Source organism: Clostridium septicum (genome assembly GCF_003606265.1).
GTDB classification, from domain to species: domain Bacteria; phylum Bacillota; class Clostridia; order Clostridiales; family Clostridiaceae; genus Clostridium; species Clostridium septicum.
Genome location: NZ_CP023671.1, coordinates 120,198 through 135,808 on the forward strand (window position 1 = coordinate 120,198; position 15,611 = coordinate 135,808).

General features: G+C 25.9%; 14 protein-coding genes. 7 read left to right on the top strand and 7 right to left on the bottom strand.

Features of this window, described 5'->3' with window-relative positions:
• Position 1 precedes the first annotated feature (1 nt).
• A complete protein-coding gene (locus CP523_RS00505; RefSeq protein WP_120140411.1) occupies positions 2-1,726 on the bottom strand; it encodes a S8 family peptidase in 1,725 nt (574 codons plus the stop codon).
• A gap of 178 nt (positions 1,727-1,904) precedes the next feature.
• On the opposite strand from CP523_RS00505, the gene CP523_RS00510 reads away from it, so the two are divergent.
• Both CP523_RS00510 and CP523_RS00515 read left to right on the top strand, forming a co-directional pair.
• The gene (locus tag CP523_RS00510) at positions 1,905-2,207 is read left to right on the top strand and encodes a hypothetical protein (RefSeq protein ID WP_066676317.1); all 303 of its coding nucleotides are present in this window, start codon (positions 1,905-1,907) and stop codon (positions 2,205-2,207) included.
• Positions 2,208-2,871: 664 nt separating this feature from the next.
• The gene (locus CP523_RS00515; RefSeq protein ID WP_120140412.1) at positions 2,872-4,164 is read left to right on the top strand and encodes an NCS2 family permease; all 1,293 of its coding nucleotides are present in this window, start codon (positions 2,872-2,874) and stop codon (positions 4,162-4,164) included.
• Between the two features lie 74 nt (positions 4,165-4,238).
• On the opposite strand, the gene CP523_RS00520 is transcribed toward CP523_RS00515, so the two are convergent.
• The 3 genes from CP523_RS00520 to CP523_RS00530 form a co-directional block, all read right to left on the bottom strand.
• Positions 4,239-5,708, bottom strand: a complete 1,470-nt coding sequence (locus CP523_RS00520) for a methyl-accepting chemotaxis protein (protein WP_128499547.1) — start codon at positions 5,706-5,708, stop codon at positions 4,239-4,241.
• 114 nt (positions 5,709-5,822) lie between these two features.
• Positions 5,823-6,512, bottom strand: a complete 690-nt coding sequence (locus CP523_RS00525) for a tetratricopeptide repeat protein (RefSeq protein WP_066676323.1) — start codon at positions 6,510-6,512, stop codon at positions 5,823-5,825.
• A gap of 19 nt (positions 6,513-6,531) precedes the next feature.
• Positions 6,532-6,930 carry a hypothetical protein gene (locus CP523_RS00530; protein ID WP_066676325.1) on the bottom strand — a complete coding sequence of 133 codons (399 nt, stop codon included), beginning with the start codon at positions 6,928-6,930 and terminating at the stop codon, positions 6,532-6,534.
• Positions 6,931-7,147: 217 nt separating this feature from the next.
• On the opposite strand from CP523_RS00530, the gene CP523_RS00535 reads away from it, so the two are divergent.
• Positions 7,148-8,143: a hypothetical protein gene (locus CP523_RS00535; RefSeq protein WP_162925924.1), complete on the top strand. Its 996-nt coding sequence runs from the start codon at positions 7,148-7,150 to the stop codon at positions 8,141-8,143.
• A gap of 62 nt (positions 8,144-8,205) precedes the next feature.
• On the opposite strand, the gene CP523_RS00540 is transcribed toward CP523_RS00535, so the two are convergent.
• Complete coding sequence (locus CP523_RS00540; protein ID WP_066676329.1) at positions 8,206-9,408, bottom strand: DUF6398 domain-containing protein; 1,203 nt, start codon at positions 9,406-9,408, stop codon at positions 8,206-8,208.
• Positions 9,409-9,645: 237 nt separating this feature from the next.
• Here CP523_RS00540 and CP523_RS00545 point away from each other — a divergent pair, with 237 nt between their 5' ends.
• The gene (locus tag CP523_RS00545) at positions 9,646-10,284 is read left to right on the top strand and encodes a GerMN domain-containing protein (RefSeq protein ID WP_066676332.1); all 639 of its coding nucleotides are present in this window, start codon (positions 9,646-9,648) and stop codon (positions 10,282-10,284) included.
• 34 nt (positions 10,285-10,318) lie between these two features.
• On the opposite strand, the gene CP523_RS00550 is transcribed toward CP523_RS00545, so the two are convergent.
• Together CP523_RS00550 and CP523_RS15860 are read right to left on the bottom strand one after the other, a co-directional pair.
• The gene (locus CP523_RS00550; RefSeq protein WP_083089474.1) at positions 10,319-11,587 is read right to left on the bottom strand and encodes a hypothetical protein; all 1,269 of its coding nucleotides are present in this window, start codon (positions 11,585-11,587) and stop codon (positions 10,319-10,321) included.
• A gap of 147 nt (positions 11,588-11,734) precedes the next feature.
• Positions 11,735-11,890: a hypothetical protein gene (locus CP523_RS15860; protein ID WP_162925925.1), complete on the bottom strand. Its 156-nt coding sequence runs from the start codon at positions 11,888-11,890 to the stop codon at positions 11,735-11,737.
• A 169-nt stretch (positions 11,891-12,059) separates the two neighbouring features.
• Between CP523_RS15860 and CP523_RS00555 the strand changes: the two genes are divergently transcribed.
• The 3 genes from CP523_RS00555 to CP523_RS00565 are packed head-to-tail and all read left to right on the top strand — an operon-like array spanning position 12,060 to position 15,592.
• Positions 12,060-12,809 (top strand): DeoR/GlpR family DNA-binding transcription regulator, encoded by a 750-nt coding sequence (locus CP523_RS00555; protein WP_066676335.1) that lies wholly within the window; start codon positions 12,060-12,062, stop codon positions 12,807-12,809.
• Positions 12,806-13,723, top strand: coding sequence for a 1-phosphofructokinase (gene pfkB / locus CP523_RS00560; protein WP_066676337.1), 918 nt, complete (start codon positions 12,806-12,808; stop codon positions 13,721-13,723). Before CP523_RS00555 ends, pfkB begins: the two co-directional genes overlap by 4 nt.
• A gap of 3 nt (positions 13,724-13,726) precedes the next feature.
• Positions 13,727-15,592, top strand: coding sequence for a PTS fructose transporter subunit IIABC (locus CP523_RS00565; protein ID WP_066676339.1), 1,866 nt, complete (start codon positions 13,727-13,729; stop codon positions 15,590-15,592).
• Positions 15,593-15,611: the final 19 nt, after the last annotated feature.

The following is a 15,611-nucleotide window of genomic DNA, read 5'->3' on the forward strand; positions in this document are numbered from 1 at the left end:
CCTATTTCCATTTTGTAGCTGATATTTGCTTAAAAACTCCTTCAAGATCTAAGATTCCATAACCCCAGTTAGGATTTGGGTATTCATCTCCTTGTCTTTTTCTAGATCCAGCTATTAGGTATGTTCTAATCTTTTCACTTGTCATACTTATATCATTTTTATCTATTATACCCCATTCTAAAATCAATCCACATGCACCTGCTGTAACTGCTGCAGCAACACAACTACCTGAAATATAATTTACCCCACCTCCAGGGTTAGTTACAGCTTGTCTAATTCCACCTGCAACTAAATCTGGTTTTATTCTGTCATCCTGTGTATAGCCCTTACCAGATTCGCTTAATATAGATACATTTTCTTGATTGTAATATCCTACACTTATTACTCCTTTTGATGTTGATGGAATAACTAAAGTTGTGTATGGATCAGAATTTAAAAATTTTGTTCCTTCCTGATTAAGTGATTTTACTGGTAACCAAATATCATATCTTCCATCATCTATATATTCTCCCTTTAATATAAGAGTCCATATTCCTGGCTTTATATTACTAAAAATTAATTTTATATTTTCATCTCCATTTATTTCATCTGGAGAAATATATTGAATAGAAACTCCTGTGTTCTCATAAATAAAATTAAATATCTGTTTATTTTCCGTTTCTATAGGAACATTTCCTATTTCTTCACCAGATGGTGATATTATATTTATAGACATTAAATTAGGCCTTCTTATCCAAATTTCTAACTCTAACTCAGTTTGAGCTTTGTCAATTTTTAGATCTACGTTATTAGTTAAACCATTTTGTAGTATTCTACCAGATGCATGAAGTTCTGCTGCTCCTTGATTTCCTGTTCCTGTAACAACAGCTACCCCCCTATAGGAAGATACTCTCTCAATATATTTTTCAATAACACTACTTCCAGAATGTGCACTAAAGTTGCTTCCTAATGCTAATAAAATAACAAGAGGTTTTCGTAACTCTCTTGATTTCCTTAAAATATATAGCATTCCTACTACAATATCTGAATTACTATATACAGGTACATTAGTAATTCCATTAGCCCTTAACACTTGCTTATAAACTTCATTTTCTTTTAATTTAACTACTGCAAATGTACAATCACTCATTACACCCTTAACTTCTATATCTTTACCTCTAGCTCCTATTATACTTGCCATATTTGTACCATGTCCGTTAGTATCTTTAGTTTTAACTATACTATAAGGATCCTTGCCTTCTTTAGATAATTTTATTGCGTTATCTATCTCCTCTTTTGAATACTCTACACCAAAGACTAAATTATTTTCATTAGTTGGCTCTATAGTCTGATCCCATAGATAATCTATTCTTGTTGTATCATCTTCTCTTATAAATTCGCTATTTAAATAATCTATTCCTGTATCCACTATTCCAACAAGTATCCCTGAACCACTTAAGTTATTATATGGATTTTGTATTACATTTTCAAAATTCCCTGCATCTATTGGTGTTAATGCTTCTAAAGTAAATATACCTCTTGGAACTGCATATATTATAAAATCCTGACTACTAACTAATTCTTCATATCTACCTTTTTCTACAGCAACTATAGCATAGTCTTGATCTATAGCTTTTCCATAAGCATAAGAAACATTCTTAATTTCTTCATCAAAATTTCCAGTGTACTCAACTAAAAAATCTTCATAATTCGGGTTATAAAAAAAATTCTCCTTTTCTGAAACCATGAAAACACCCCTATTTTACTTCTTATTTTATATCCTATGCTAATATAAATTTATATTGTATATTTTTTGTGTTTTCAATTATAAACTTTATAATTTTTTTGTAATTTATTAAAAATAAACAATATTTATATTATTTATGCATAATATATTTAGTAATGAATTTTAAAGGAGCTATTTTATGAAAAAGAATATTAAAATTTTAAAATGGATTGCTGGAGGAATTGAAGCATTTTTATCTATTCCTATTTTAGGTGCATCAATTATACTTAGCCTTTTATGGATTCCACTTGCAATAATGCTTGCTTTGCACATAACTATATTAGTTTTCTGTAAAAAAGAAGATTTACCTATAACAGGAAATATTTTAGGAATAATAGCATCAGCTTTAGGATGGGTCCCTTTCGTTGGTTGGATAATGCATATCCTTACTGCTATATTTGTTATGATTGAAGCTTCTAAAATTAAATTTATAGAAGAGTAAATTCTACTAAATAAAATATTATTTTATAAAACTATAATTTTAAGGTTACTCAAAAAAAAGGGCAACTAGTAAGATTAATTTTTCTTACTAGTTGCCCTTACTATATCTGATTACGTACTTAATTTTTATAAACGATCTCTTTATTTAATAATTTTTCTATGCTATTTATAATATATAATTTAGCTTATCTAATTTTAATAATATTCACTCAATTATATAAATGTACTTATTAAATTAGTATCTATTTCTTATAAACTAATTCTCATTTATATATTTTATTGGTTCTAACTTCTGGTTTAATTTCTCCGTTAATTAATATAATCACTCTCCTATTTCTCTATAATAATTTACTAATTATAGCTAAATCATATTTCCTTTATAAAATTTCATTAGAAAAACTTATTTAGATATATAATAAAAAATATTTATTATACAATTATAAATTATAAATTTTAAATTATGCTTACCACCCTCGCTATTTTTATACTTTTCTAAATTTTCAATTAAATATTTTTTAAAAAACTATATTAGTATGTGATTTTTTATTAAAATTTATGTACATTATTACAAAAAAATTTGTATATTTTTGATGGTTTATGATATAATAATCAAGCACTTTAGGGTGTGGGTGGGTGAGGGAGCAATAGAAAGATAGGTTGAAAGGATGGAAAAATTATTTAAATTAAAAGAAAATGGTGTTACAGTAAAAACCGAGGCAATAGCTGCCTTCACGTCTTTTTTTGCAGCAGTTTATATAATTGTTGTAAATGCAAGCATATTAAGTGATGGAGGTGTACCAATGGAGCCTCTTATAATAGCTACTGTATTAGCTTCCCTTTTTGGATGTTTATTAGTAGCATTTATAAGTAATACTCCTTTAATAATTATGCCTGGTATGGGTATAAACGCTCTATTTACTTATACAATAGTTAATACTCTAGGATTAACTTTTTATCAAGCTTTAGGCTCTGTTTTTGTTTCTGGATTATTATTTGTTATAATAGCTTTAACTCCGTTAGCAAAAATACTTACTGAAGCAATACCCGCTTCTCTAAAAGAAGCAATTACTGTTGGTATCGGACTTTTTATTACTTTTATAGGATTACAAAAAGCTGGTATTGTAGTTGCAAGTGATAGTACATTAGTTAAGTTAGGGGATATTACAAGTCCAGAAGTGCTTGCTTTCATAATAATTATGATAATCACTTTAATTTTATTTTTAAAAAATGTTCCTGGAGCATTTTTAATATCAATTATTGCTGGAACTATAATATCAATAGGTTTTGGAATTGTGGATCTTTCAAATGTTTCTTTTTCATTACCTGATTTTAATGCTTATAAAGATATTTTCTTTGGCATGGATTTTTCGGCTATAGCTACTCCAACATTTTGGGTTGCTACATTCTCACTAACTTTAGTGTTAGTTTTTGAAAATATAGGACTTTTACACGGTCAAGTTTCAGGTATGTTAAAAAGACCTGAAGAAACTCCAAAAGCATTACATTCAGTTGCTTATTCTGTAATCGGTTGTGGAATATTTGGAACTAGTCCAAACGTTTCAACTGTTGAAGGTGCTGCTGGAATAGCCGCAGGTGGCAAAACTGGATTAACTTCAGCTATAACAGGGTTATTATTTTTATTATCTTTATTCTTTATTCCATTTATAAAAATAATACCAAATGCTGCTATATCTCCAATACTTATAATAATTGGATGCTTAATGTCACAAAATTTAAAGAATTTAAATTTTGATGATTTAACTGAATTATTCCCAGCTTTTGCTACTATAGTATTAATTCCTTTAACATATAGCATTGTAGATGGTATTGCATTTGGATTTATATTATACCCTATATGCAAGTTATGTACTAAAAAAGGAAAAGATGTTTCTGTTGCAATGTATGTTGTATCAGCTATATTCCTTATTTATTTCATACTTCATGGTATGCAACATTAATAAGTCTATATTATATATTTATCTAAAATCTAGAAAATAAGAGGTAGAATATATGCTCTACCTCTTATTTTTATTTAGCTTTTTATAGACATTTTAAATAAAGTATTAATTGGCATTTCTATTGAAACTATACCTGGCTTGTCTTTTCTCTTTATGTGCATATATAAATTAGTCTCTCCTGTATCCTCTCTTTTTGATAAAGGATATATTTTATAAATTTCATTGCTATTAAAAAATCCTTTAGCCTCTTTATTAACTTCAAATAAATTAAATTTATTTTTCCTATTTTCAGATGTAAATTCAAAATATCCATCTTTATTAACATAAAAAATGTCATTAGCACCTATTTTATTAGCAAAAGATTTTAAAGATATATTATCTTTTTTTAATTCAGTTGTGTATATACTCATACATATATCTTTTAGTTTGCTTTCTATGTCCTTTCTTATAGATATATCAATTAAAGTATTACAATTTTCTATAAGCTCTTCTGTTATAACCTGGAATCCATCTAAAATATCTACTTGATCTTCGATATCTTTAACTACTGACTCTACTGAATTTAATGTAATACAATGAGATCCCTTTAAATCATTTGATATTTTTTCTATTTCATCAGACATTTTTAATATTTCTACCGAATTACTCTTTATGCTTGTTATTTTTTCTTTTAAACTACTATTATTATTTATAATATCTAAAAAAGAGTTATTTAATATATTAACTGATTTAGATGTTTCTATAATTACATTATCTGTTTCTCTTGAATTTTTATTTAATTTATCTAATTCATTTTTCATCAAATTTAACTGCTCATTTATATTAAAGCTAAAAGTCTTAGATAACTCTGATAAATTTTTAATCTCTTTAGCTACTACAGCAAATCCTTTCCCATCCTCTCCAGCTCTGGCTGCTTCAATACTTGCATTTAAAGATAAAAGATTTGTTTGACTTGCTATATCATTTATATTAGAAGTAAATGCATATATTTTATCAAATGAATTAGTTAACTCTATACATGTACTTAACACCTCTTTATAATATTCTTTAAGAGTTTGAACTTTTTTTTCCACATTATTTAATATATTATTTTGCTCTTCAATAGTTTTTTCACTTAATTTTGAACTATTTTTAGCTTCTTTTAATAGGTTATCCATTATGTCAATTTTATTTTTAATATCTTTACAAGAATTATCTAAATTATTGACACTGCCATTATTCTCCTCTGTTAATCCTAATATAACTTCTGAAGACTCTTTAACTCTATTTGAAATATTTTTTAAACTTTTATGAGATATAAATATACTTTTACCAGTTTCATTAAGCTTTAATATCGAATTTTTAAAAGTTGTTCTATTTATATTATTTTCCTTACCCTTGTCTATAATTATTTCTTCACTATCACTATTATTTGCAAAATAGTATATTAACATAGCTAATAATAAAGAAATATTAAAAACAAAAAAAGCATTAATCTTAAAGAATAATAGTAAATTTGCTATTATTACAATTAAAATCAAATAAATAAATACCATTTTTTTCATAATATTACAATGCAAAACCTATATTTTGCATTTTTCCTCCATCCCTTTTAAATTATACAAAATTATTATATCATATTATCTAAATCAAAAAAATTTTTATAACATACCTATTTTTTACTTTTCTATACCCATTTTCATAGTACATTCTTTAATTCCATAATAGACCTCTTCACATTCTTCACCTAACTTTATAGCATTTTTAAAACTCCTCATAGCTTCTTTATATCTTTCTAAACTCAAATTGTAAAATCCTAAAACTATGTAAGCATTTCCACAATTTTTATTTATACTTAAAGCCTCTTTCACATTATTAATTGATTCAGTATACTCTTTAGTATATCTTAATTGAATCCACGCAATCTTTGCAATTAAAAAGGATTTATCTTCACTATTTAGATTACTATATTCTAAGAAATCCTCTCCTATTTTTTTTGCTAATTTATAGTTTTTTTCTGATAAATTAATATCAATTAAATATATAGTTGCAAAAAAACTTTCTTTATCCAAATCTAAAACTTTAAAAAAATACTCTTTACTTTTTTCATACAATCCTAAATAAAATAAAGATTCGCCAATTAAACTATATGCCAATAACCTATTTTTGCAATTACTTTCTATAGCTTTATTTATATAATTAACTGCTAAATCAAATTTTTCATCTACCATATATGACTCTCCAATATATATAAGTATATCTGGATCTTTTTTTTGATTAAATTCATCAAAACAAAACTTTAAAGCTAACTCAATATCTTTAGATGCTATTTTTTCATATTGTTTTATAAAATCACTATCTAAAACCATAAATTCCTCCAACACTATCCTATTTAAATGGATTAATTTTTTTAAATACAACTTCTTTTTTTAATTCTAAGGTTTCTCTATTGATCTTTACCTTAAATATATCAGGACATCCTTCCTCTCTCCACAACTTCATAAATTTAGGTGTGGCTTCTAAAGTAGAGTAATACTTTTCCTCAAACTCATCCCAAAATTCCAAAAACTCTAATTTACTATTGCTATCTAAATTAATTTCATTTTTATTTATATTATTAAATATAGGTACAAAAAACCTTAGTGGTATTTCATAATTATATTTTCCACTAATTTTCTTTCCTTCTATTAAAGATCTTTTTAAAAATTTATATCCTTCTATATCTTTTATATATATTTTAAATATAGGTTGTTCTTTTTTATTTTTATCTATTTTTATTCTTATCATTTTCTCCACCATTGTTTTTAATGCTTTTCTTATGTTTATTTTAAAGTTCTATCTATGTATTATAACACATTTTTCATTTCTACTTACTATCCATTATTAACTTCATCTTTAAAATACATTTATAATTTTATTTTTATAAATCACTATTTTTATTGTTTTTAGTATATTGATATAAAGTATTATTTTTAAAAGGATTGGTATTTTGTTTTATTTAATAATGTTTCTAAAAGTAATAATTTTAGAATATTTACTAATTTTCTTTCATGAAATAGTTCATTTTATAACTTCATTAATTTTAGGATTTAAATGTACATTTTATTACGTTATACCTTTTACTTTATATAAAAAAGATAACAAACTTAAATTTAAATTAAATGAAGGGTTTGAAAATGTTTCAACTAGTAGAATGCATTTCAAATCTGTTAAAATTACATCTGATAAAGAGTATAATTTACTTATAAAAAAGCTACAAATACTTCTATGGATAGGCCCTATATTTGATTTTACTATATTTGTAATTTTGTTTTCTATAGGCTTATGTATTCCAAAATACTTTTTCCTAACTTTAACCTCTCTATTTCACTTTACAATATCCACACTAAACTTCTTTAATAGCGATGGAAAATATGCAATAGGATCAAAAGAAGATTATAGAATTGCTTTTAATTTAGTTAGAGATATTACATTATGTGGAAGTGGAAATATTGATTATGACACAAAAAAATTTATGACAAACAAGCATCTTCAAATTAGTCAGTCTATTTCTTTATCTGAATTTGATGTTCATAACTTATGGAACTTTTTAAATAATATATATTTTTATACTAATTCTTTGCTTAGTTATATAAATAAAGACTTATTATTTCTAGATGATAGTACTGAAAGTTTTCTAGATAGCTTAATTGATGACTTTGATAAAATAAAATCTCTTGATTATAGACAAACCAAAAAAACATCTATTTCAATAATCTTATATTTCATATATACGAAGATTAAATATAAAAATTTTATTCCTGAAAAAAACATATTGGATAAAGTATATATTGGCTGTAATAGCGAGTATTATAGAAAACTTATACGTTATTATTTTTATGGAGAATATATGTATAAAAACTATTTACTCAATGAAAAAAATATGACTGATATAAATCTAAATTGTGATGGATATAATAAATTATTAATAACAGTAGTTAATAAAAATCTTAACCTTTAAATTTTTATAAATATAAAAGAGAATTTCAAACTGAAATCCTCTTTTATATTTACTGCTAAATTTTAGAATGGTTGATTCTTTTTGAATTTTTTAACCCAATCTATTGCACCTTCAACTCTATTCCAAGCCATTTCACCATTTTTCATGTAATATATAGCATCTTCTTCTGTGCCTAAATTTTTAAGTTCTGGTAATATCTTAGGTATTCTTTTATTTTTAGTAATATAATCTATAACAAAAGGATTTTTAACACTTGCAATTTTTAAAGCTCTTTCAGCTTCTAACTTTTCGCCTTTTTTAAATAAGTATAGAGCCTTACTATATTTAGTTGCAGTTAAAAAATCATTTTTAAACCTTTCTAATAGATTTTCTACATCTTCGTCTCTATCTTCAATTATAAGCCATGAAAATAAAGCACCTCTAATCATTATATTATCTTCTGGACAAAGCTCTATTAGATTTTTAAATTCTACTATAGCACCTGACCTATCTCCCATATTCCATAATACATTACCTAATCTATACTTAGCACTAAAATAAGGCTTAGATACTTCTGAATCTAAAAATCTACCAGTAAACTTTTCTATGTTTTCTTCACCAATAACTCGTTTAGCAGCTTCCACTGCTTTTACTACTAAATCTTTTTGTTTATCATATGATAATGAATTATCATATGATAATATTATATATGCTTCAGCGCAATCTTTGCTTAGATTTAATGCTTCTTCAGCTAGCTTCATTTTTTTATTAAAGTTTTTTTGATTCCATGCACTATCTGCAATAGCTATTGCCTTTAACAGATTTTCATCTTCTATCTTTAAATTAGAAATATCCTCAATTACATCTTCAACTTTTTCTTCCATTACAGTTGCAGCAACCTCTTCTAATATTTCCTCTCTTGCCTCAATACTATCTATATTCCACTTTTGATCTTCTAAATTTATAAGGGAACGGATTTCCTTAGATTTAGAAAGGCCTGTACTACTACTTATTTTAAATGCAGCATATAGTTCACTTGCTTTTATAGATAAATTTCCTTTACCGCTTAACAACCCATTTTTCATTCCCAGCGCATGTACTATACCACAAGCCCATGAGTTTGCCTTTCCCTTTTTTATAGAATTCTCTTCTATTACACATATTTCTTTACAAAGATCTTTAGAAAGTTTTAAATAATTATCATTTAAATTTTCTTTACAAAAAACTTCAATGATTTCTACTATCTCTTTGTATCTTCCTTCAAATTCCGTAGGTATCTTAAGCATTATTTAATTTCTCCTTCTTTCTTCTTGTGGATATTTAGATAAGTTTTATCTAAACCGCTGTTTATTATTATATGACATTTATATAATTTTTTCAAATAATAAAGAATATCAATGTTCTATTATTTTCTTTTTATTATATCTTTATCCAACAAAATGAAACAAATACAATATTATTATTTGTTTTATTTTTCTTTCAATGCTATAATATAGTAAATAAATTTAATGGAGGTTATTTTTATGAAAAAGAAATTATCATCTTTTTTCCTTTGTTTATGTATTCCATTTTTGTTAATTTCTTGTAAAGATGCATCAGATAACAATGACTCTACTAAAAAACAACCTAATACTACTATAGAATCAAATACTGATATAAAAAAGCCTTCTACAGAAGAAAATGTTACAAATAAAAAAGAAGATAAAACATCTTCTAATATACCTACTTCTGAAATTAAAGAAAGAAACGTTAGGCTGTATTATTATGATTCTAATCAAGATAAAATTATCTATTTAGATAGTGTTGTTGAAGTTAAAGATAAGGCTGTTGCTACTGCCATAGTAAATGCCCTTAAAAAACCTATTAATGAAAATATTCCGCCTACTATTGCAAAAAATATAAATATAAAATCTGCATCTGTTAATTTAGAAAAAGATTTAATTACAATAGATTTTACAGATAACTTTGTAAAAGAACAAAATTTAGGTAGTGGTTCAGAATCAATGACTCTTAAAGCAATTGCAAATACTTTTGGTTATAATTTTAATGTTAATCATGTAAAAATTACTTTAGCTGGAAAACCATATTCTTCTGGTCATATTTCTTATAATAAAGATGAATTTATTACAGTTAGTTATGATAACTGTTTTGAATATAAGTAATAAATAAAAAATCTAGAGATTGCTCTAGATTTTTTTATCTATATTCAATTCCTGTTGTATAAAACAAATCATCTGAAATTAGAGAAATACCCTTGATTTTACTTCCCTTTTTAAATCTATAACCATCTGTAGGATTAGCTGGATATGAATTTCCGTTGAATTTTAATATTCTAAAACTAATTTTATTTTTTTCTTTTGTTTTAACAATTATATTTTTATATCCATTAGTACTTTCATTAGAAATTATTATAGGTGTTTGTACATTTTTTATTTTAGATATAACTCTATATTCTTCATTAAAATCACTTAAAACAATAACACTTCCTCCATTTTTTTCACAAAATTCTGGTCCTTCTAAATATATTATAACCTCACTTCTATTATCATCATTTAAATCTATTTTATTATAATAATAAGAGAATTTATCTACTCCAGGAATTAAATTATATTCTTTTTCTAAACATCTTTCTATTTTATAATTTCTATTTCTTTCTGATTCAAAAAAATCTACTGAAGTAAAATCTATTGATAAATTATTAATTTCTATTTCTTCTTTTATGTGTCTATATTCTATATTAGGCTCTATAGGAACCCCTTTCTCAGCCACAAATGTATTTATATTTTTAAAAGATTCCCCTCCTGTATATTTTAATCTAGTTAGCATAACTCCTAATTTATCTTCATCATTTAATCCAATAATATTTTGTATTATTAGTATTTCTGCTTTATTACCATTTGATTTTAATGTATAAATATTATTTATTGGAGAAACTTTTCCTTTTCTTTGCTTTTTAAGTTTATCATTTAAATATAATTCATCTAAATAAACCTTATTTTTTTCACTTATATCTAATATATATTTTTTATTATTTTCATAATTTAAAATAGTTACTTTATAGCAATCATTATATATAACTTCATAATTTGAACTTGTATAAAATTGCTTTCCAGAAAATAGTTGTATTTCCTTATCTCCAATAAACCCATATATCTCTACATTTATTTCACCATCACTTTTTCCCATATCTGATACAAATAAAATCTCGTTATTACTATCTCCAGAAAAGTTATCTAATTGTATATAAGGATTATATCCATGATTATTTTCTAATTTAATCACTGTATATTTTCCTGTTCCTCCATCTAAAACTATTATTTCTAAATTTTTATAGTATGCTTTTTTCAACATTATATCTTTTTCTCCAACTAGATAAACTATGTCTTCTTTTTTACTTCCCTTTACATCTCCTCCAATAGACTTTATTATGGTTTTTCCCAAAATATTATCATCATCTAAGATCATATTTACTCCTAAATATATTATTTATAATATATTATTAAAAAACAATATATTTTGTGTTTATAAAAAAAAGCGATTAATAAAATCGCTTAAAAAGAATGCAACTAAATATTTAAATATAAGGTCTTTCACATAATAAAAACCTTTTAATTATAAATTTCCAATTCCATCACATATAGGGCACTTAAAAGTCCCCTTTCCAAAACATGAAAAACATTTATCATCTTCAGAACAATTACATTTAATTTTTCCAGTACCATTGCAATTAGAACATAAAATTATACTATTGTTATTTTCTTTATTCATAAATTCACCTCCTATTTTTAACACCATATATGATTCTTGACATAAAAGTAATTTTTAATACAAAGATCTTTTAAAATTTTTGAATGTTTTTGAATGTTTATGCTTGTTTTTAAATGTTTATGATGTTATAATTCTATTTGTAATAGATTACTTAAGGAGGTTTTATTTTATGGTAAGTGAAAAACGTCACTCAATAATTTTAAATTTAGTAAATTCTAAGGGTGTTATCACATTATCAGAGATAATGAATGAAACTAATAGTTCTGAATCCACTATAAGAAGAGATTTAACATTTCTTGAAGAAAAAGGAGCTTTAAAAAGAATTCATGGTGGTGCAAAAACTATAAGCTCTCCTTCAGAAGAACTTACATACAGCGAAAAATCATCCAAAAACCTTCAAGCTAAAAGTGATATAGCAAAACTTGCATCTTTAGAAGTGAATAATGGTGATTCTATATTTCTAGATGCTGGAACAACTACAATTGAAATTATTAAATATTTAAAAGATAAAAATATTTTTGTTGTAACTAATGGGCTTAAGCATATTGATGAATTAATTGATAACAATATAAATTGTTATCTACTTGGTGGAAAAATCAAATTTACAACCAAAGCTATTATAGGTGGAGATGCTTTAAAATGTATCAATAAATTTAGATTTGATAAATGCTTCTTAGGTAGTAATGGAATTCATGTATCTATGGGTTGTACTACTCCTGATACTGAAGAAGCCATAATAAAAGAAGCTGCTATTAAAAACTCAAAAAAATCTTATATCTTATGTGATGATAGTAAATTTGGTGAAGTAAGTCTAGTTAAATTTGGAGATATTCAAGATGTAACTATTATTACTAATAATATAGAAAATATAAGTACATATAAAAACTTAACTGAAGTAAAGGTGGTAGAAAAATCATGATTTATACTTTAACCTTAAATCCTTCTATTGATTATATAATAGAAGTAGATTCATTAAATTTAGGTTTAGTAAATAGAACAACTAAAGAAGTAAAATTTCCAGGTGGAAAAGGAATTAATGTTTCAAGAGTACTTTCTAATCTTAATATAGAAAATAAAGCTCTTGGATTTTTAGGAGGCTTAACTGGTAAATTTATAGAAAGCTCTCTGAAAAACCTAAATGTTAACTGTGATTTTATTAATGTTGTTGAAGACTCTAGAATAAATGTAAAAATAAAGGGTATTGAAGAAACTGAAATAAATGCTTCTGGACCTAAAATCTCTAATGAAAATTTTAAAGAACTTATGACTAAGCTAGCAAATTTAGATGAAAATGATATTTTAGTCTTAGCTGGCAGTGTTCAAAATTCTTTACCTAATGATATATATATGCAAATTCAAACTATGTTAAAAAACAAGAATGTTAAAATTATTGTAGATACCTCAGGTCCAGCACTTTTAGAAGCTGTAAAGCAAAAACCATTTTTAATTAAACCTAACAACCATGAAATAGAAGAAATTTTTAATGTAACTATTAATTGTGAAAAAGACTTAATTAAATATGGCTCTGAACTAGTAAAATTAGGTGCAGAAAATGTAATTATTTCTATGGCTGGTGATGGTGCATTACTAATTTGCAATGAAGGTATATTTAAAGGTAATGCACCAAAAGGAGTTGTTAAGAACTCCGTTGGAGCTGGAGATTCACTAGTTGGAGGATTCTTAGCTGAATATAGTATATCTAACGATATAGTTAAATCATTTAAAATGGGAATTGCATCTGGAAGTGCATCTGCTTTTTCCATGGATTTATGCACAAAAGATGAAGTTTATGATTTATTACCTAAAATAAACATTACGAAAATGGAGGAATAAGAAATGAATATATCTCAACTATTATCCAAAAATACTATTAAACTTGGATTAAATGCTTCAACTAAATTAGAAGTTATAGATATTTTAGTTGATACTCTAGACAAAGCTGGAAAATTAAATGATAAAGAAGCTTATAAGGCCGAAATACTAAAAAGGGAAGAACTTTCATCAACTGGAATAGGTGATGGAATTGCCATACCTCATGGAAAAACATCAGCTGTTAAAGAACCATCTTTAGCCTTAGGTATTTTTAAAAACGGTGTAGATTATGATTCTCTTGATGATGCACCTATAAATATAGCATTTATGATAGCTGCATCAGAAGGTGCCAATAACGAACATTTAGAAACATTGTCAAAACTTTCAGTTCTTTTGATGAACAGTGATTTTAAAGAAGGTTTACTAAAAGCTAAAACTCCTGATGATGTTCTTAATCTTTTAGATGAATTTGAAGAGAAAGAAGAGTCTAGTGAGTCTAGTGAATCTATAACTAGTACTAATTCAAAATACATAATTGCAGTTACTGCTTGCCCAACTGGTATAGCTCATACATATATGGCTGCAGATGCTCTAAAGAAAAAAGCATCTGAGCTAGGTTACGAAATTAAAGTTGAAACTAACGGTTCAACTGGAGTAAAAAACACACTAACAAAAGAAGACATAGAAAGAGCTGATGGAATAATTGTTGCCGCTGATAAAAATGTTGAAATGGCTAGGTTTTCTGGAAAGAAAGTTGTTATAGTTCCAGTAATTAAAGCAATAAAAAATACTGAAGAACTTATAAGTAAATCAATTTCAGAAGAAGTAAAAATTTACACTCACTCTGGATCATCTTCATCTGAAAGTAGTAAAAGTGAGAAAAATGGGTTCTACAAACACATAATGAGTGGTGTTTCTAATATGCTTCCATTTGTAGTTGGAGGTGGTATTTTAATTGCTATATCATTTATGTTCGGTATTAAGTCAGCTGATATAACTCATGCATCTTATAACCCAATAGCCGCTCTACTTAACGAAATTGGTGGTGGTAGTGCTTTTGCTTTAATGATACCAGTACTTGCTGGTTTCATTGGAAGTAGTATTGCTGATAGACCAGGATTTGCTCCTGCAATGGTTGGGGGAATAATAGCTGCACATAATGGTGCTGGATTCCTTGGTGGACTTATTGCTGGATTCCTTGGTGGATATTCTGTAATATTTTTAAAGAAATTATTTTCTAAACTACCTAACTCATTTGAAGGTATTAAACCAGTACTTTTATATCCTCTATTTGGAATATTAATAACTGGAACTATAATGTTATTATTTATTGTTTCTCCAGTTAGCTACATAAATATAACAATGCAAAACTGGTTAGGTTCATTAGGTACTGCTAACAAAGTCCTTCTAGGATTTACTTTAGCAGCTATGATGGCTATTGACATGGGTGGTCCTATAAATAAAGCTGCTTTCACATTTGGTATTGCTATGATAGATGCTGGAAACTTTATGCCTCATGCAGCTGTTATGGCTGGTGGTATGGTGCCTCCTCTTGGAATAGCTATAGCAACAACTTTATTTAAACATAAATTTACTAAAGAAGAAAGAGATTCTGGAAAAACTAATTTCATTATGGGTGCTTGTTTTATAACAGAAGGAGCAATACCTTTCGCTGCTGCTGATCCTTTAAGAATTATTCCTCCTTGTGTAATAGGTGCTGGAATAGCTGGAGCATTATCAATGGCATTTAACGTTACATTACCTGCCCCACATGGTGGATTATTTGTATTCCCTATAGTTAATAATCCATTAATGTATGCATTAGCTGTTATAATAGGTTCAATAGTAACTTCCATTTTAATTGGATTAATAAAGAAAAATATTGATTAATAACAAAAAACAGCAACCT